Genomic DNA, 17,043 nt, shown 5'->3' on the forward strand with positions numbered 1-17,043 from the left:
ATTCAAAAATCAATGAACATAGTAAAATAGATACGTTAGGAGTAAAAACTATGACAAAGAATATTCTTGAGTGGCTAGAAGCCTCTTGCCAAAAACATCCAAGTAAGATTGCGGTCGCAGATGCAACCGCAGAAATGACATATGAAGAGCTAGTGAAAGACGCCAAGATTCTAGGCACCAAACTTGCGACATATATTCAACCTCGCCAGGCGGTTGCGATGTATATGGAAAAGAGTAATACAACTTTAGCCGCAATGTATGGTGCAGTATATGCTGGTGGATTCTATTCTCTGATTGATACGAGACAACCGATTGGTCGCATCGAAAAGATTATTGAAGTATTAAACCCAAAAGTAATCTTGAGTAACGAACGTTTCTATCAGGAAGCACGTGAAAAATTAGGGCCTACAGCCAACATTGTAAAAGTTGAGGATATCATCAATGAAGGTATCATTAATGAAAACATGCTTGCAGGGATTCGTAAACAAGCAGCTAGTACAGATCCTCTTTACGTGAACTTTACCAGTGGTTCCACTGGTGTGCCAAAGGGCGTTGTTGTTGGACATGGATCGGTCATTGACTTTATTCCAGAATTTGTGAAGGTATCTGGAATTTGTGCGGATGATCGTATTGCCAACCAAGCACCGTTTGATTTTGATGTATCTGTCAAAGATATCTATAGCAGTATCTATGTAGGTGCTCGAGTAGAACTCATTCCACGTGAATTCTTCAGTAACCCAACACACTTGATGGATTTCTTATGTGACCATCAGGTTACTGTACTAACATGGGCGGTTAGCGCAATGTGCTTTGTATCCATTATGAACGGATTTGGCTATCGTAATCCAGCGACAATTCGTTTAGTGATGTTCAGTGGAGAAGTTATGCCGATTAAGCACTTAAATATTTGGATGAAGAATTGTCCGAAGGCAGAGTTTATCAATCTATATGGACCTACTGAGATTACATGTAACTGCACATATTATCGTTTAGAGAATCACGAATATGCTGCGGATGAAATCATTCCAATTGGTTCAGCGTTTGATAATGAGAAGGTATTCTTACTTTCTGATGAAAATCAATTGGTAGATACGCCAAATGAAAGTGGGGAAATCTGTGTTGCGGGTGCTTGTCTTGCGCTAGGTTACTATCATGATGCAGAAAAGACAGCAGCTGTATTCGTACAGAATCCATTAAATACTGTGTACTATGAACGCATGTATCGTACGGGTGATCTTGCAAAATATAACGAGCAAGGAGAGCTTGTCTATATCGGACGCAAAGACTTCCAAATCAAACACTTAGGACATCGTATTGAGTTAGGTGAAATTGAAAGCCTGGTTCAAGGACGTAATGGTGTTGTGCGTGCTTGTGCAATTTATGACCACAACAAGAAACGTATTTACTTATTCTGGTTGGGTGACCGTGATCAAAAGGAATTACATAACGAACTAAAGGTCGTTATGCCAAGCTACATGGTGCCTAACAAGCTGGTGCATTTAGATGAAATGCCAATGACAAAGAATGGCAAGATTGATCGTGCCGTATTAAAGAAGATGGAAGGAATCGAATAATGCAAGAAAAAGAACTAAAGTATATCGCAGAACATTATCAAACACCTTGTTTTATCTTTGATTTAGAAGCGGTAAAAGAGCGTGTTAAAAAGATGAGAGAAATTGTAGGTGGTGCGTATCAGCTATGTTACTCTATCAAGGCAAATCCATTCTTGATTCCGACGATGGCAGAAATCACGGATAAGTTAGAGGTATGTAGTCCAGGTGAGTTATCCATCTGTAAAGCACTTCGTGTAGAGCCAACCAAGATTCTATATTCTGGTGTCAATAAGACAGAAGTAGATGTGACAGATGCGATGGAATATGGAGTGATTCACTATACAGCAGAATCTTTATTACACATGGATATCGTGAATCAAGTTGCAGGAAAGTACCAAAAGAAAGTGGAAATTTTACCACGATTGAATGCAGGTAGTCAGTTTGGTATGTCTAAGGAAGATTTATTCTCTATCTATGCAAATGAAGAGAAATATTCAAACGTGATTGTAAAGGGTATTCACTACTTTGCGGGTACACAGCGCAAGAAGAATGATAAACAAATTAAAGAGCTGGATGTGTTGTTAGAATTAATCAAAGAAATTCAAACAACATTCAATCGTAAAGTAGAACAGATTGAATATGGACCAGGACTTTCTGTTCCGTTATTTGAAGGCGATGATTTTAGTGATACGTTAAAACCTCTTGAGAATATCCATGAGAAGTTAAAAGAACTATCTGGGGTTGTTGATTTAACAATTGAAATGGGTAGATTCTATTCCACATTCTGTGGAACATACCTCACACGTGCAATGGATTGCAAGTCAAATGAAGGTGTAAATTACTGTATCGTAGATGGAGGTATGAATCATTTAAACTATTATGGTCAGATGATGGGTATGAAGGTACCACACATTCAACACTTGCATGCATGTGATAACCGTATCGAAAAGAATTGGTGTTTATGTGGTAGCCTTTGTACAACTGCAGATGTGCTTGTAAGAGATGTAACTCTACAAGGCTTGCAAGAGGGTGATTACTTAGCCTTTAACAATTGTGGAGCGTACTCTGTCACCGAAGGTATTCACTTATTCTTAAGTCGTACAATGCCATTAATTTTATTGCGTACAGCAGAGAATAAATACATCGTCGCAAGACAAATGCAGGAATCTTATCCAATCAATACCATTCAAAATTACTAATTATCGTTTGATTGTAAAGGAGGTAGTATGTCACAAGTAACGAAACGTGCTTTAGAACAATCGCTCAAGAATTTGTTGTTGAAGAAGCCATTATCGAAAATCACAATCAGTGATTTGACGGAAGATTGCGGTATGAATCGTATGACATTCTACTATCACTTCAAGGATATCTATGATTTGGTTGAATGGTCTTGTCTAACAGACGCAAAGCGTGCGTTAGATGAGAAGAAGACCTATGACACTTGGCAACAGGGTTTCCTACAGATTTTAGAAGCTGTACAAGCAAATAAACCATTTATTATGAATGTTTATCACTGTGTTCATCGTGAACAGGTAGAAATCTATTTACGACCACTTGTAGAAGATTTGATTCTAAATGCTGTCAATGAAGAAGCTGGAGGTCTTAACGTACGGGATGAGGATAAGACGTTCATCGTACAGGCGTACTCCTATATCTTTATCGGTATCATGTTAGATTGGATCAAAGAGGATATGAAAGAGAACCCACAAGAAATTGTAGAGCGCTTGAATAAACTAATTAAGGGTTCTATTCGTGCTTCACTGACTAGATTTCAATATTAAAATTTTTATTAAAGTATGAAGTTTTATCACAATAAGAAAAGTGATAAAACTTTTATCTTTTTAGAGACCCTGCTAAATGAAAAAGAATATAGAGTTGATATGATGCATGTGGATGAAGGAGGATTTCATATGTATTATTCAGCAGGAACTTATGAGTCATTTGCTAGACCATTAGAGCCAAAGGATGTGGATAAGAAATCAGCATATATCATTGGTACAGGCCTAGCTGGTTTAACAACAGCGTTTTATCTTGTCCGTGATGGACAAATGAGTGGAGAACATATTCACTTACTAGAAAAGGCTACACTTGCGGGTGGAAGCTGTGATGGACGTAAGGATGTCACAAAAGGCTTCTTTATGCGTGGTGGTCGTGAAATGGATAACCACTTTGAAGTGATGTGGGATACCTTCCGTGATGTACCTTCGATCGAGACACCGGATGTATCTGTCTTAGATGAGTATTATTGGTTAAATAAACGTGATCCAAACTATTCACTATGTAGAGCGACTATAAATTGTGGTGAAGATGCGCATACAGATAAGCAGTTTAAACTTGATAAGAAATCCGCAATGGCATTATCTAAATTATTCTTAACACCAGAAAAGGATTTGGAAGGAAAGAAGATTTCGGATATATTACCGGTTTCCTTCTGGGATACAAACTTCTGGTTATATTGGCAGACGATGTTCGCCTTCCAAAAGTGGTCCAGTGCACTAGAGATGAAACGTTATCTATGTCGCTATGTACATCATATTGATGGATTACCTGACTTTAGCGCTTTGCGTTTTACAAAGTACAACCAATACGAAAGCATGATTTTACCTCTCGTGAAGTATTTAGAGAATCATGGAGTTCATATTGAATACGGGATGGATGTAAAGAACGTTGTGATTGAAACACGTGGCAATAAGAAGATTGCTAGACAAATCGTGTATAAGAAGGATGGGATTGAACAATCCATTGACTTAATTGAAGATGATCTTGTATTTATTACCAATGGATGTTGTACGGATACTTCCTGTTATGGAGACCAGACACACGTTCCAGATTTATCGAACGTAAAGAATGGCTATGGTGAATCCTGGGATATGTGGAAGGCAATCGCAGCCCAGGCAATGCATGGTGAATTTGGTAACCCAGAGGCTTTCTGTACAGATGTAAATGCGACAAACTGGATGAGTGCGACAGTAGCTACTTCAAATGAAGAAATTATCCGCTATATCACAAATATCTGTAAGCGTAATCCACGCACTGGTAAGGTTACGACAGGTGGTATCGTTACCGTAAAAGATAGTACTGATAACTGGTATCTATCATGGACCATCAACCGTCAACCACAGTTTAAGTCACAAGATAAAGGTCTCGTGTTAATTTGGTTATACGCATTAAATACGAATAAAGAAGGCAACTATATCAAGAAGCCAATGCGTGAATGCACAGGTATCGAGGTTTGTGAAGAGTGGTTATATCATATTGGTGTTCCGACGGATAAGATTGCCTCGCTTGCACAAGAAGCATGTAATACAACGACATGTTTCATGCCATATATCAATGCGTTCTTCCAACCACGTAAAGAATCAGATCGTCCTAAGGTTGTGCCAGATGGAGCAGTGAACTTTGCCTTTATCGGTCAATTTGCAGAGACACCAAGAGATACGATTTTTACAACAGAATATTCCATGCGTACAGGTATGGAATCTGTCTATACCCTATTAGATATTGATCGTGGTGTGCCTGAGGTTTGGGGTAGTAAGTATGATGTACGTGAATTATTGCGGGCATGTTACTACGCGATTGATAAGAAGCCAATTACAGAAGTAAAGGATTTATCCTTTATCGAAAAATTTGTACTCAATCAAGTGTTGAATCGAGTAAGGGGAACAGATATTGAAATTCTATTAAAGAATAGTGGACTTATTAAATAGAAGCTTCTGCTAAGACAAGGAAAGCAATGCGCTTTCCTTTTTTTAGGCATATAATATGGGTGCAGATAGTATTTACTCGATGCAACAACAATCAAAAACTGACATTCATCATTCATCCGGTACTTATCTAATTTCAAATTTATAGGGGGAGTTTTATGAGTAAACAGAAGTTATTATTTCTATGTGTTTATTTAACAGTTTTAACTTTGATGGGTATCACACTACAGTTTTTTATTAAGATTTACTTGGCGGGGATTTATATGAATGATACCTGGGTATCGGCACCACTTACATTTTTCATTTTGATTACAATTGTATTGTTTGTTAGGGCTTATTGGATTTATCGAAAAATACCGAAAGATTATGAATAAAAAGTTCTCTTTGCACAAGAGAACTTTTTCAGTAGATAAATAGTATTATTTGTGCGAAGTATCTTGTACAATCGCAATAGCGATGTTTGCGTCATGAGAGATACTCACTTCAAGTTCGGGATGATCTTTGATGTAAGGTTTCCCACTTTCATCATTTAGAATACTGTACTGTAAGTAATCTTTATCTTGGGTTGCCTTGAAGATAGCTTCTTTCGCCGCAAATCGTCCCGCAAAATATTGTTTTTTCTGTGTGGTAGTATGCTTTGAGGAGAATTCCGCCATTTCGGGTTGTGTTAAAACATGTGAAATGATGGGTTTTTCTAGGTCAATTCGAAGCATATCTACGATGTCTACGCCTAACATGGTATTATTATTACATAGTTACGTGCATTTGGCGAATGCTTGCACAGTCAGTCAATCGACTGTAAAATATTGCAGAGGTTAGTATGAAAGAAAAGAAGAATAAAAAGAAATTATCTAGAGTGGGAAGACTCGTACTTGATATCATTATGATTGTATGTTTAGGTGTTGCGGTTTTTTCCGCCTATCAGGTATATAAAGGTCTAGCAAGTTATAACCAAGCAGGAAATGCGTATGATAACTTACGTAAGAATGCCGTTACAACAAAGAAGGATACTGACAAAGATGATACAACTTCCACATTAGATTTTCAGAAGCTGTTAGAGCAGAATCCAGATTGTGCGGGTTGGCTTACACTTCCAAACTCAAATGTGGATTATCCAGTTGTGTTTGGCGCTAGTACAGATGAAAATAAGTATGGCAATAGCTATTATTTAGACCATTTATTTGATGGTACATACAATCTGAGTGGAACTGTATTTATTGATTACAATAACGGAAGAGATTTCAGCCATAAGAATACTGTTATTTATGGCCACCATATGTTAAATGACTCGATGTTTGCGGATATCGAAAAATATAAGAAACAATCTTACTATGATAGTCATAAGGAAATGATTTTCCAGACACCAAATGGTACATACAAGATTTATCCGATTGCAGGATATTCTACAACGGGTACAGACAACTATGTACAATATGACTTTGGCAGTGATAGTGAATTCTTAAGCTATGTAGATCGTTTTGTATCTGCGTCGACATTTAAGAGTGATGAGACCGTTTCCGCAACAGACCAAATTGTGATGCTGTCGACATGTTCCTATGATGTTGAAGATGGAAGATATGTATTAGTTGGAAAGCTGGTAAAGGCTTCATAAATAAGGAAATCATTTATGATGGAACAAAATCCAAACAGAGTAATTCGAAAGAAGAAAAAACGTAAGAAGAGATATATTAGCGCAAGATTTTTGTGGCTGATTCTTTTCCTTGCGAGTATTGTATTTGCGATTACATTCTGGCGTATGCCAATGTTTCCGACGAAGTGGAGTATTATCGTTGTACTTGTACTTGCGATGATCGATTGGTTAACATTCATATTAACATCGAAGGTAAAACCGAATAATGTATTTGCACAGGTAGTAAATACAGTGCTTGCGGTAGCGCTCATTATTGTAAATATCGCACTACCGTACTATACAGACCGCTTAAGTAATATCTTCTCTTCTGTTTTAGGCAATGAGGTTAGAATTGGCATCTATGTTATGACAGATGCGTATAAAGAGAAGCACAAAGATGTTTTCGCTAACTCACAGTACAAGGAAAGTATGAAGTTAGCAGAATATCAAAATGCAGCATTTATCACAGCTTTAGGTATAGATGGAAATAATCAAAACTATACGTTAGAGAAGCTACGTGTGGATTTAAAGAATGATAATCTAAAGACAGTCAATAGTAGTTCCGTACAGTTTGCAGTAAAAAACTTGTATACAAATCAAGGTGATGTATTATTGTTAAGTGATTCTTATTTATCGACAGTTTTAGAGACAGATGAGTTCAAGAATTTTAAGACGGATACAAAACTGATTGGTAGTTATTTCCGCAAGGTAGAAACAACCCAAGCAACAGAAGATAAGACAAACCTTGCGAATACACCGTTTACACTCTTTATTGCGGGTAATGACCAGCCAGGTGAGTTAAGCTTGGAGGGTAGAACAGACGTGGATATCGCAGTAACGGTAAATCCAAATACGCATCAGATTTTGATTACTAACTTGCCACGTGATTCGTATATTCCAAACCCTGCATATAAGAATCAGAAAGATAAATTAACACACCTTGGGTTAAGTGGTATCCAAAATACATTAAAGGGTGCTAGTAACTTACTTGGGGCAGATGTTAATTACTACATGTTAGTAAACTTTACAACGTTTGAGGATATTATCAACGCAATCGATGGTGTTGATATTGATAACCCATTTGAATTTACAACGCACTTTACTGAACGTACATATCCACAGGGTATATTACATCTTGATGGAGAGTTAGCGTTAGAGTATGTACGTGAGCGTTATAGTTTGCCTAACGGTGACTTTGATCGTAACCTCCACCAACAAATCGTGCTATCAGCGATCATTCATAAGTTGTTGAGTCCTGAGTTAATTAGTTCGTTCAATAATATTCTGAGTGCCTTGCAAGGAAAATTCCTAACCAATGTTTCTACTGATTCTATTTATGCATTATGTAAGAAACAGTTGGATCAGAATATCCAATGGAATATTGTGAAGTATCATCTTGATGGTGATGTTGGTAACGAATACTGTGCATCTGCACCAGATCAAGTATTATCTGTTGTGTATTTGTATCAAAATCAGGTAGACTTCATTAACGCTGAGATTGATAAAGTAATAAATGATGGAATCATTTCCCAGGAAACACTACCTGAGGGGATTAACGATCATTCCGCAAACTAGACCAGGAGGATTTATGTACCGTATTAATGAGTTGTATGATTTAGAACACACAGTTGCGAAAGACTATTTATCACAATTTACGTATCCATGGGAAGCTCTCTCTGGAATCAAGGATTTCATCCTAAAGCTAGGTGAAAGCTTGGACAAGGAAGAATACACAGAGGTATCTGAACATGTTTGGATTCACAGGACAGCGACAGTATTTCCGTCTGCGTTTATTGGTGCACCATGCATTATTGGACCACGTACAGAAGTACGTCATTGTGCATTTGTCAGATCTGCGGCGTTAGTTGGGGCAGATTGTGTGGTTGGAAATAGTTGTGAGTTAAAGAACGTTATTCTGTTCGATCATGTTCAAACACCACACTATAACTATGTAGGAGATTCCATCTTAGGATATTATTCTCATATGGGAGCAGGTTCTGTTACATCGAATGTAAAGAGTGATAAGCGACTTGTTACGATTCGAGAGGAGGATCATCGTATTGATACGGGTCTTAAGAAGTTTGGCGCAATGCTTGGAGACTATGTTGAGGTAGGGTGTAACTCAGTGCTCAATCCAGGCACTGTGATTGGTAGACACTCTCGTGTATATCCAACATCTTGTGTAAGAGGTGTGGTACACGAAAATAGTATCTGGAAGAATGATGGTACAGTTATTTCAATTCATGAATAGAAAAAATATAGTTGCGTAGTTATCGCAACTATATTTTTGTTAGTAAGTATTCAACGTTTTTGCGCTTTGTCGCAAAGGATGTCACAAAGCGTACGGCTGTATGTGTTTCATCAATCTTTATCCAAGGGGTAAAGGCAAATTCTTGGGATAGTTCTTCTAGCTTTGTGTTTTCAAATATTGGAAATAGTTGATTGGTTTCAGCAGGGAAGAAGAAGCTATATCCCTTTGATTGAAATCCTTCAGTGAGTATATCTGCCATATCGATAGCGTGTTTTGAGATTGTAAGATAGCGATTATCTTTGAAGAGTTCTTCAAATTGGATTCCTAACATTCTACCTTTGGCTAACATTCCACCATGTTGTTTGATGGAGTAGCGGAAATCTTTCTTGTATAAATCATTTAAGATGACGATGCATTCTCCAAATAGGGCACCGACTTTTGTGCCACCGATGTAGAATACATCGCATAGATTTGCGATATCTTCAAAGGTCACATCATTATTTTTGGCCATAAGGCCATAGCCAAGTCTTGCACCATCAATAAAGAGAGGAGTGTTGTGGGTTTGACATACTGCATATAATTCTGTGAGTTCTTGTTTGGAATATAGGGTACCGCTTTCTGTAGGAAATGAAATATATACAATACCTGGTTGTACAGTATGTTCAGCGCTTGCGTCATTGTAGTGGTTTTGAATCAGTGTATCAACTTGTTCGGCTGTGATTTTACCGTTGGGTGTTGGTAGTGTCAGGCATTTATGTCCTACGGCTTCAAGTGCACCTGTTTCATGTGCGTTAATATGTCCGCTTTCTGCGCAGATTGCGCCTTGGTGGTGTTTTAGGATGGCTGTGATTACAGCGATATTGGTTTGTGTGCCACCAACCATGAAGTGGATATCCGCATTATCATGTTTGATTGCCTGTTTGATCAGCTTTGCGGCATTTAAACAATGGTCATCTTTACCATAACCAATTGTTTGTTCATCATTTGAATTTGTTAAGGCTGTTAAAATTTCAGGGATGCAACCCTCTGTATAGTCACTATCGAATCGAATCATCTGATACCCTCCGTATTTCGCGCTATAATTATAAGGCAAAGAGATAAAAGTAGAAAAGAGGAAGTATATGCGTCGTTTTAAAGCAGAAGAGATTCCAGAAATCATCGAGATACTAAAAAAGGATGGGGTCATCAGTGTGCCGACGGATACGGTATATGGTGTATGTTCACAAGTTTTTAGCCATCAAGCAGAAGAGAACCTCAGAAATGTGAAGCGCCGTCCTTTAACAAAAGCATTTCCAGTGATGTGTGCAGATCTAGCACAGATTCAAGAGATTGCGGAAGTGAATGAAAGGGCTAAGAAAGTCATTGAAGGCTTTATGCCAGGGCCAATTACTGTCATTCTTAAACGTAAAGATGGAGTGAATCTATCGCAAGAGAATTTAGATACAATTGCGATTCGTATGGCTACGTCGAATACACTTGCGAAAATCATTAAAGGGTTAGGAAGACCAATCTTCATGACAAGTGCGAATCAATCGGGTGAGCCAACTTGTACATCATTAGATGAGATTGAGAAGAGTTGTCCAGATTTGGATGGAATGGTAGAAGGTGATGTGTCCTTCGGTGAAGCGAGTACCATCGTAGACTGTACAAAAGAAGAGCTGGCTATTTTAAGACCAGGTCCAATCACCATGCAGGACATTACAGGAAAATTATTGAAATAACGCTTGATATCCTTGCATGTATGGGTATCTTCTTATATCATTTAGAACAGGAAATACGGAGGAAAGAAGACAATGTTAGAAGTATTGAATCATCCCCTAATTACACATAAGTTGACACAAATGCGTCGTAAAGAGTGCGGAACAAAGGATTTCCGTGAGAATCTAGACGAGATTGCAGAGCTAATGGCATATGAAGTATGCCGTGATTTACCAACAAATCCAATTGAAATTGAAACACCAGTTGCGAAGTGCACTGGCTATGAATTAAGTAAAGAAGTAGTCATCGTCCCAATCTTGCGTGCAGGTATTGGTTTATTAGATGGTATTAGACGTTTGGTTCCTACAGCTAAGGTAGGCTTCATCGGTATGTACCGTGATGAGACAACTTTAGAACCTGTAGAATATTTTGCGAAGTTCCCAAGCCATTTAGAAGACGCTATTGTCATGGTTGTTGACCCAATGTTGGCAACTGGTGGTAGTGCAAAGGATGCAATTGCACAGATCAAGAAGCGTGGCGCAAAGAACATTAAGCTCGTATGCTTAGTAGCTGCACCAGAAGGTGTTAAGGTAATTCAAAAGACTCATCCAGATGTAGACGTATATATCGCCGCATTAGATGATCATCTCAATGAACAGGGTTATATCGTACCTGGATTAGGAGACGCTGGCGACCGTATTTTTGGTACAAAGTAAGCCATGGCCAATCTGTATTTTATCTTGCGTTCGGTTGTATATCTATTGATGTTCCTTGTGACGTGGTTTGCGATGGACGCAATCAATTATGAAAAGCTATTACGCAAAAATAAGGTGAATCAAGCACAGGCGCTTTACTTCATCCTAGTGATGGCAATCGCATACCTAGCAGGTTCATTTATATTAAGTTTTTTCCATTTTGGATAGAGCAAACAGGCAATCACAATGGTTTGTGGTTGCCTGTTTTAATAATATGTATAGATTTTAAATGGAAAGCTAAAATGTGGGGAGTTTTCTTTTTATTTTTGAATATAGAAGTAAAGGGGAAACAATTATATGAAAGATAAGGCACAGAAATATGATTTGTGGCATCATTACATGTCCTACCGCAAGGATCTCTACCGTATTATACAACCGCATAATATTGAAGCGGGTATGATATCTGAAGCAAACTGGGTGATACGTTCGCGTTATCAATCAGGGAAGGATATTGGAATCAGTGTGAAACCTGGGGATATCTGTTATATTGAATTTGGCCAATCATACTTAAATGAAATGGGTTATCAACATTTTGGATTGGTAGTATCTGTATGTGCAAAAAAGGCTTTGGTAGTTCCAATGACTTCAAATGAAGCAACATACCAAAAGGCATATGACTCAATCTATCATCCACAGGGGAAATATCATCTCATGAAGATTGGCTTGGTGAGTGGTTTGAATAAACCATCCGTGTTGTTTTTGAACGATATTCGTTTTATCAATACAGCTAGAGTGATTGATATTAAAGCACATATTCCTGTTACGGCACCTATGTTTAAAGAGGTACAGAAAAGAATGTTAAGAGTGATGTTCAGCACAGAGTGATAGGATATGTTATTATACTGGCATGGAAAAACTGCAAGGTAAGTGGTTAGTTGCGGTGTCATCTGGACCAGATTCCATGGCACTTTTACAAATGTGTATTGATGCGGGTATTGATTGTGCGGTAGCGCATGTAAACTATCATCATCGTCCAGAGGCGGATGAAGAAGAAAACTATATCCGCAGTTTTTGTGTGAAAAAAGAAATTCCAATCTTTGTGCATAATGAGCTATTTACCTATACGGGTAACTTTGAGGCTGCGGCACGTGATTTACGCTATCGTTTTTTTGTGGAGATTGTAAGACATGAAGGCTTTCAAGGTGTATTGATTGGTCATCATCAAGATGATTTATTAGAGACATATATCATGCAGGAAAGTAAGAACATTGTGCCAGAGTATTATGGCTTGCGTGAAGAGATGTTAATGCATGGTGTATTATTTAAACGACCTTTACTGCATGTGGCGAAGGAAGAACTAGTTAGATACTGCAAGGAACATCAATTACACTATTATATCGATGTGACAAATCTAAGTGATGAGTATACGCGGAATCAGATTCGCCATCAAATTGTAGAACCGATGACTCCCTTTGAAAGAAACGCATATCTACGTGAAATCAAACAGAGAAACGCTGTCTTGCAAGAAAGAAGATGTCGTGTTAAAACCTATATTCGACAAGACAAGATTCGACTGGAGACATATCGTACATTACCGCAAGCTGATAGAGTGACGATGTTGAGAATGTTTGTGGAAGAGACACCACACTATTCTTTAAAGCATCTTCAAGGTATTGATCATACTATCATGCATGCAGGTGATTTTATGATACCGTTGGATGAGTTTTCATTAGTGAGTGATGGAACGTATCTTTTGAAGTATATTCCAGAAGAACCATACTGTTATGTGTTTGATTCATTAGAAGAATTGCGAGATGTTTGTAAAGAACATTTCTATACAGAAAAGGGAAGTCCTAGCGTCTTTGCGCTAACGTTAGAAGAGACAGACTTTCCAATTCGGATTCGCTCGTTTCATGCAGGAGATAAGATTCAAATGCGTTTTGGTCGTAAGGAAGTGCATCGGTTTTTTATTGATCGTCATATCCCACAATATCAACGACAAACTTGGCCGGTTGTTGAGAATGCTGCAGGAGAGATTATTCTCGTGCCTGGACTTGGTTGTAATGTGCAGCATTACTCTACAATGCCTAATTTGAATGTGATACAATACTAATGTTATAAAAGGAGTTATTTCTCATGTGGGTAGAAAAAGATATAAAGAAAGTGTTAGTTAACGAACAACAGATTAGTGAACGTTCTAAGGAATTAGGCGCTAAGATTACAGAAGATTATGCTGGAAAACAACCACTATTAGTGGCACTATTACGTGGATCTGTTCCTTTCTTAGCTGAGTTAATTAAACATATTGATTTAGACATTCAGTATGACTTTATGGATGTTAGTAGCTATGAGGGTACAGAATCGATTGGTGATATTAGAATCTTAAAGGATCTAGATACATCTGTTAAAGGATTGGATATCTTACTTGTAGAGGATATTGTTGATACAGGAAGAACCATTCAGACTGTACGTGAAACACTATTACATAAGGGTGCTAATAGCGTTAGAATCATTACACTATTAGATAAGCCTAGTCGTCGTGTTGTGGATATTAAAGCGGACTATGTTGGTTTTGAAATCGAAAATGAATTCGTTATTGGGTTTGGTATGGATTTCAACCAGAGATATCGTTGTCTTCCATACATTGGTGTATTGAAGGACGAATGTTATCAATGCAATGAGGAGTAAATAAATGCAGAGAAATAAATTAGCAAACCTTCTCCCTTATCTTGTGGTCATTCTTGCGATTATCAGCTTATTAGGATTAAACATGGGTGCTTCATCAGAGCGCATCAGTTACTATGAGTTGCAGAATGTTATTGAAAAAGAAAAGGTAGATGAAGCATCTGTCTCAATCGGAACAAATGTGACAGTCGTAAAGGGTGTTTACGAAAAGGATAAACAAAAAGTAACATTCACTGCGACAATTCCATCTACTTCCGATCAAATCGGAAAGGTGATTAAAAGCCTTGGGAATGAATCTACTAAGTTGACAATTGTTGATGCGGATGCATCCAATATCTTCTTGGAAACAGTGGTATCCATTATTCCATTTATTTTATTTGCGGTATTTGCGGTTTGGATGTTAAACCGTATGAATGGCGCAAACGGAGCCAATGCGAAAGCATTTGAATTCTCAAAATCGAGAGCGAAGTTAGAGGGTAAGATTCGTGTTCGCTTTAGTGATGTGGCAGGCTGCGATGAAGAAAAGCAGGAAATGGCAGAAATTATTGACTATCTCAAGTACCCTAAGAAGTTTGAGAAGATGGGTGCTCGTATTCCAAAGGGAATCTTATTAAGTGGCCATCCAGGTACTGGTAAGACATTGCTTGCCAAGGCAGTTGCAGGTGAAGCCAATGTGCCATTCTATAGTATTTCTGGTTCTGATTTCGTAGAAATGTTTGTCGGTGTTGGTGCAAGCCGTGTACGTGACATGTTCAAGAAGGCACAACAGACCGCGCCATGCATTATCTTCATCGATGAAATCGATGCGGTAGGTCGTCAACGTGGAGCTGGCTTTGGTGGTGGACACGATGAACGTGAACAGACATTGAACCAATTACTCGTTGAGATGGATGGTATGGAAGAAAATACAGGTGTTGTTGTCATTGCCGCAACGAATAGACCTGACGTATTAGACCCTGCATTATTGCGTGCAGGACGTTTCGACCGTCAGATTACAGTGGCTCTTCCGGACCGTAAGGGTAGAGAAGCAATTCTACATGTACATGCTCGTAATAAGAAGTTTGTAAAGGACTTAGATTTAGGTGCTTTAGCGAAGCGAACTCCAGGTTTCTCTGGAGCTGATTTAGAAAACGTATTGAATGAATCTGCGATTCTTGCGGTACGTGAAAACAAAGATGAAATCGGCATGAAGCAGATTGATGAAGCAATCGACCGTGTAATGATGGGACCTGCAAAGGTTAGTCGTACATATGATGATAAGACAAAGCAGTTAGTTGCTTACCACGAAAGTGGGCACGCAATTATCGGCTTGTTCTTGGAGAATGCACAGATAGTACAGAAAGTCACAATCATTCCTCGCGGCCAAGCAGGTGGATATAACCTCATGACACCGAAGGAAGAAAAGATGATGCATACAAAGAACGATTTACTTGATACAATCACTTCCTACATGGGTGGACGTACTGCAGAAGAATTATTCTTTGATGACATTACAACTGGAGCAAGTAACGATATTCAAAATGCGACAAATATCGCAAAGGATATGGTTACACTCTATGGTATGAGTGATCTTGGACCTATCAAATACAACGCTGGTAATGAAAATGTGTTCTTAGGTAGAGATTATAACCAACCAAATAACGTTTCTGGTGAAGTTGCATATGAAATTGATCAGGAAGTACGTAAGATTATTAATACATGCCACACAAAGGCAAGACAAATCATCGAAGCACATAAGACAGAACTCGAAACGATTGCACATGCATTAATGGAGTATGAAACATTAACAGCTGAGCAGATTCAAAGAGTTGTAAAGGGTGAAGATATTTCTGCAGACTTTAAGTATGAAGAAAAAGACGCATCAGAGCTTGCTACAGAAGAAACAATGAGAGAATAATATAAAATAACTGGGCTCTCCAAAATTAGATGGGGCGAATATTGCCCCCATCCTTCTTTACAATCTATTTTTCGACACCCCATCTAATTTTGGAGCGCCATAAAAAGGCACGTATCAAGCAGTTTGGGGGCTGGAGTGTAGAAATTCATCTACTGCTTTTTATGTGCCTTATACGCCATCTATAGGCCTATCTTCTTAATAAAAGTTGTGGATAACTTTTTTACAGTATCATCTTTCGTTCTACTTTCTGAATTGTCTTCCTCTGTATGATTGCCATGCCTTCAAGCAGCCAATGATACTGTTCGATACTAATGTTCTCTATGTCTTCTGTCTTTCTGGGCCATTGGAATCTTCCTTCCTCCAATCGTTTATACAATAATAGGAATCCATCTGCCTCCCAAAGCAGTCCCTTCATACGATTAGTCTTTCTTCCACAAAACAAGAATAACGTTCCTTCATCAAAAGGATCTAGGTAGAAATGGTTCTGAATGATCGAAGCCAACCCATCTATTCCATTTCTTAGATCTGTATATCCACATGCAATATAGATCTTCTTAAAACCACAATACTCTTTAAGCATGGGATACCGCCCGAATGATCTTTAGTAATAGCTCATCTGAAATATCTTCACCGATCTCTATCTGATGATTGCCCAATTGAATGTGTGCAGAACCATGTCGAATAGGTTTCTTCAATTCTTGAAATGTGACATCTGATGATGGCGGTAAAGTTGCAGGAAAGATATCCATATGATTACCGACTTCTTGCGCCAAGTGGTTACGCAACTTTCGGTGATAATACCAATATTGTTTTTCGTTGATTCCATGTTCGTTACACCACTGTGGAACAGATTGACCACTTGTCTTACATTCCATAATGATCGATACCCATCGCTGTGCCTTTAGCTCTGCCGCTGTTATTATCATAAAA

19 protein-coding genes are annotated in these 17,043 nt (G+C 38.3%); 15 read left to right on the forward strand and 4 right to left on the reverse strand.

Translation table 11 applies throughout. The features are described 5' to 3' along the window. Positions 1–50 precede the first annotated feature (50 nt). The 5 genes from RGT18_RS00855 to RGT18_RS00875 all read left to right on the forward strand — a co-directional run bounded on the left by RGT18_RS00855 (position 51) and on the right by RGT18_RS00875 (position 5,631). Positions 51–1,574: an amino acid adenylation domain-containing protein gene (locus RGT18_RS00855; protein ID WP_028077529.1), complete on the forward strand. Its 1,524-nt coding sequence runs from the start codon at positions 51–53 to the stop codon at positions 1,572–1,574. Beyond that, positions 1,574–2,752, forward strand: a complete 1,179-nt coding sequence (locus tag RGT18_RS00860; RefSeq protein ID WP_006526716.1) for a diaminopimelate decarboxylase family protein — start codon at positions 1,574–1,576, stop codon at positions 2,750–2,752. The genes RGT18_RS00855 and RGT18_RS00860 overlap by 1 nt, the downstream gene beginning before the upstream one ends. Positions 2,753–2,779: 27 nt before the next feature. Continuing rightward, complete coding sequence (locus RGT18_RS00865; RefSeq protein WP_028077528.1) at positions 2,780–3,334, forward strand: TetR-like C-terminal domain-containing protein; 555 nt, start codon at positions 2,780–2,782, stop codon at positions 3,332–3,334. 129 nt (positions 3,335–3,463) lie between these two features. Then, positions 3,464–5,260 carry an oleate hydratase gene (locus RGT18_RS00870; RefSeq protein ID WP_028077527.1) on the forward strand — a complete coding sequence of 599 codons (1,797 nt, stop codon included), beginning with the start codon at positions 3,464–3,466 and terminating at the stop codon, positions 5,258–5,260. A 155-nt stretch (positions 5,261–5,415) separates the two neighbouring features. Beyond that, positions 5,416–5,631 carry a hypothetical protein gene (locus tag RGT18_RS00875; protein WP_028077526.1) on the forward strand — a complete coding sequence of 72 codons (216 nt, stop codon included), beginning with the start codon at positions 5,416–5,418 and terminating at the stop codon, positions 5,629–5,631. 45 nt (positions 5,632–5,676) lie between these two features. Here the strand turns inward: RGT18_RS00875 and RGT18_RS00880 are convergent, their stop codons facing one another. Further along, on the reverse strand, positions 5,677–5,994 hold the full coding sequence (locus RGT18_RS00880) for a holo-ACP synthase (protein ID WP_028077525.1): 318 nt from the start codon (positions 5,992–5,994) through the stop codon (positions 5,677–5,679). 83 nt (positions 5,995–6,077) lie between these two features. Here RGT18_RS00880 and srtB point away from each other — a divergent pair, with 83 nt between their 5' ends. The 3 genes from srtB to RGT18_RS00895 are packed head-to-tail and all read left to right on the forward strand — an operon-like array spanning position 6,078 to position 9,138. Then, positions 6,078–6,869: a class B sortase gene (gene srtB, locus RGT18_RS00885; RefSeq protein WP_028077524.1), complete on the forward strand. Its 792-nt coding sequence runs from the start codon at positions 6,078–6,080 to the stop codon at positions 6,867–6,869. A 15-nt stretch (positions 6,870–6,884) separates the two neighbouring features. Then, positions 6,885–8,462 carry an LCP family protein gene (locus tag RGT18_RS00890; protein WP_028077523.1) on the forward strand — a complete coding sequence of 526 codons (1,578 nt, stop codon included), beginning with the start codon at positions 6,885–6,887 and terminating at the stop codon, positions 8,460–8,462. A gap of 13 nt (positions 8,463–8,475) precedes the next feature. Next, on the forward strand, positions 8,476–9,138 hold the full coding sequence (locus tag RGT18_RS00895) for an acyltransferase (RefSeq protein ID WP_028077522.1): 663 nt from the start codon (positions 8,476–8,478) through the stop codon (positions 9,136–9,138). A gap of 28 nt (positions 9,139–9,166) precedes the next feature. Here the strand turns inward: RGT18_RS00895 and RGT18_RS00900 are convergent, their stop codons facing one another. Continuing rightward, a complete protein-coding gene (locus RGT18_RS00900) occupies positions 9,167–10,192 on the reverse strand; it encodes a threonine aldolase family protein (RefSeq protein WP_028077521.1) in 1,026 nt (341 codons plus the stop codon). Positions 10,193–10,259: 67 nt separating this feature from the next. Here RGT18_RS00900 and RGT18_RS00905 point away from each other — a divergent pair, with 67 nt between their 5' ends. The 7 genes from RGT18_RS00905 to ftsH all read left to right on the forward strand — a co-directional run bounded on the left by RGT18_RS00905 (position 10,260) and on the right by ftsH (position 16,113). Continuing rightward, positions 10,260–10,859 (forward strand): L-threonylcarbamoyladenylate synthase, encoded by a 600-nt coding sequence (locus RGT18_RS00905; RefSeq protein ID WP_037403438.1) that lies wholly within the window; start codon positions 10,260–10,262, stop codon positions 10,857–10,859. A 72-nt stretch (positions 10,860–10,931) separates the two neighbouring features. Further along, positions 10,932–11,552 (forward strand): uracil phosphoribosyltransferase, encoded by a 621-nt coding sequence (upp, locus tag RGT18_RS00910; protein ID WP_006526726.1) that lies wholly within the window; start codon positions 10,932–10,934, stop codon positions 11,550–11,552. A 3-nt stretch (positions 11,553–11,555) separates the two neighbouring features. Beyond that, on the forward strand, positions 11,556–11,759 hold the full coding sequence (locus tag RGT18_RS00915; RefSeq protein ID WP_050784079.1) for a DUF1146 family protein: 204 nt from the start codon (positions 11,556–11,558) through the stop codon (positions 11,757–11,759). A 129-nt stretch (positions 11,760–11,888) separates the two neighbouring features. Beyond that, positions 11,889–12,416: a type II toxin-antitoxin system PemK/MazF family toxin gene (locus RGT18_RS00920; RefSeq protein WP_006526728.1), complete on the forward strand. Its 528-nt coding sequence runs from the start codon at positions 11,889–11,891 to the stop codon at positions 12,414–12,416. 22 nt (positions 12,417–12,438) lie between these two features. Continuing rightward, complete coding sequence (tilS, locus tag RGT18_RS00925; protein WP_028077519.1) at positions 12,439–13,644, forward strand: tRNA lysidine(34) synthetase TilS; 1,206 nt, start codon at positions 12,439–12,441, stop codon at positions 13,642–13,644. Positions 13,645–13,667: 23 nt separating this feature from the next. Next, positions 13,668–14,219, forward strand: coding sequence for a hypoxanthine phosphoribosyltransferase (hpt, locus tag RGT18_RS00930; protein ID WP_028077518.1), 552 nt, complete (start codon positions 13,668–13,670; stop codon positions 14,217–14,219). 4 nt (positions 14,220–14,223) lie between these two features. After that, a complete protein-coding gene (gene ftsH / locus RGT18_RS00935; protein ID WP_028077517.1) occupies positions 14,224–16,113 on the forward strand; it encodes an ATP-dependent zinc metalloprotease FtsH in 1,890 nt (629 codons plus the stop codon). 220 nt (positions 16,114–16,333) lie between these two features. Here ftsH and tnpB read toward each other — a convergent pair whose 3' ends face one another. Further along, positions 16,334–16,693, reverse strand: coding sequence for an IS66 family insertion sequence element accessory protein TnpB (tnpB, locus tag RGT18_RS00940; RefSeq protein WP_338174756.1), 360 nt, complete (start codon positions 16,691–16,693; stop codon positions 16,334–16,336). Further along, on the reverse strand, positions 16,686–17,039 hold the full coding sequence (gene tnpA / locus RGT18_RS00945; protein ID WP_338174758.1) for an IS66 family insertion sequence element accessory protein TnpA: 354 nt from the start codon (positions 17,037–17,039) through the stop codon (positions 16,686–16,688). The genes tnpB and tnpA overlap by 8 nt, the downstream gene beginning before the upstream one ends. Positions 17,040–17,043 lie beyond the last annotated feature (4 nt).

This window comes from Solobacterium moorei, assembly GCF_036323475.1.
Lineage (GTDB): Bacteria > Bacillota_I > Bacilli_A > Erysipelotrichales > Erysipelotrichaceae > Bulleidia > Bulleidia moorei.

Excerpts from the sequence above, each read along its gene's own strand:
- RGT18_RS00855 (WP_028077529.1), top strand. The coding sequence starts at position 51 with ATGACAAAGAATATTCTTGAGTGGCTAGAAGCCTCTTGCCAAAAACAT.
- RGT18_RS00860 (WP_006526716.1), top strand. The coding sequence starts at position 1,574 with ATGCAAGAAAAAGAACTAAAGTATATCGCAGAACATTATCAAACACCT.
- RGT18_RS00865 (WP_028077528.1), top strand. The coding sequence starts at position 2,780 with ATGTCACAAGTAACGAAACGTGCTTTAGAACAATCGCTCAAGAATTTG.
- RGT18_RS00870 (WP_028077527.1), top strand. The coding sequence starts at position 3,464 with ATGTATTATTCAGCAGGAACTTATGAGTCATTTGCTAGACCATTAGAG.
- RGT18_RS00875 (WP_028077526.1), top strand. The coding sequence starts at position 5,416 with ATGAGTAAACAGAAGTTATTATTTCTATGTGTTTATTTAACAGTTTTA.
- RGT18_RS00880 (WP_028077525.1), bottom strand. The coding sequence starts at position 5,994 with ATGTTAGGCGTAGACATCGTAGATATGCTTCGAATTGACCTAGAAAAA.
- srtB (WP_028077524.1), top strand. The coding sequence starts at position 6,078 with ATGAAAGAAAAGAAGAATAAAAAGAAATTATCTAGAGTGGGAAGACTC.
- RGT18_RS00890 (WP_028077523.1), top strand. The coding sequence starts at position 6,885 with ATGATGGAACAAAATCCAAACAGAGTAATTCGAAAGAAGAAAAAACGT.
- RGT18_RS00895 (WP_028077522.1), top strand. The coding sequence starts at position 8,476 with ATGTACCGTATTAATGAGTTGTATGATTTAGAACACACAGTTGCGAAA.
- RGT18_RS00900 (WP_028077521.1), bottom strand. The coding sequence starts at position 10,192 with ATGATTCGATTCGATAGTGACTATACAGAGGGTTGCATCCCTGAAATT.
- RGT18_RS00905 (WP_037403438.1), top strand. The coding sequence starts at position 10,260 with ATGCGTCGTTTTAAAGCAGAAGAGATTCCAGAAATCATCGAGATACTA.
- upp (WP_006526726.1), top strand. The coding sequence starts at position 10,932 with ATGTTAGAAGTATTGAATCATCCCCTAATTACACATAAGTTGACACAA.
- RGT18_RS00915 (WP_050784079.1), top strand. The coding sequence starts at position 11,556 with ATGGCCAATCTGTATTTTATCTTGCGTTCGGTTGTATATCTATTGATG.
- RGT18_RS00920 (WP_006526728.1), top strand. The coding sequence starts at position 11,889 with ATGAAAGATAAGGCACAGAAATATGATTTGTGGCATCATTACATGTCC.
- tilS (WP_028077519.1), top strand. The coding sequence starts at position 12,439 with ATGGAAAAACTGCAAGGTAAGTGGTTAGTTGCGGTGTCATCTGGACCA.
- hpt (WP_028077518.1), top strand. The coding sequence starts at position 13,668 with ATGTGGGTAGAAAAAGATATAAAGAAAGTGTTAGTTAACGAACAACAG.
- ftsH (WP_028077517.1), top strand. The coding sequence starts at position 14,224 with ATGCAGAGAAATAAATTAGCAAACCTTCTCCCTTATCTTGTGGTCATT.
- tnpB (WP_338174756.1), bottom strand. The coding sequence starts at position 16,693 with ATGCTTAAAGAGTATTGTGGTTTTAAGAAGATCTATATTGCATGTGGA.
- tnpA (WP_338174758.1), bottom strand. The coding sequence starts at position 17,039 with ATGATAATAACAGCGGCAGAGCTAAAGGCACAGCGATGGGTATCGATC.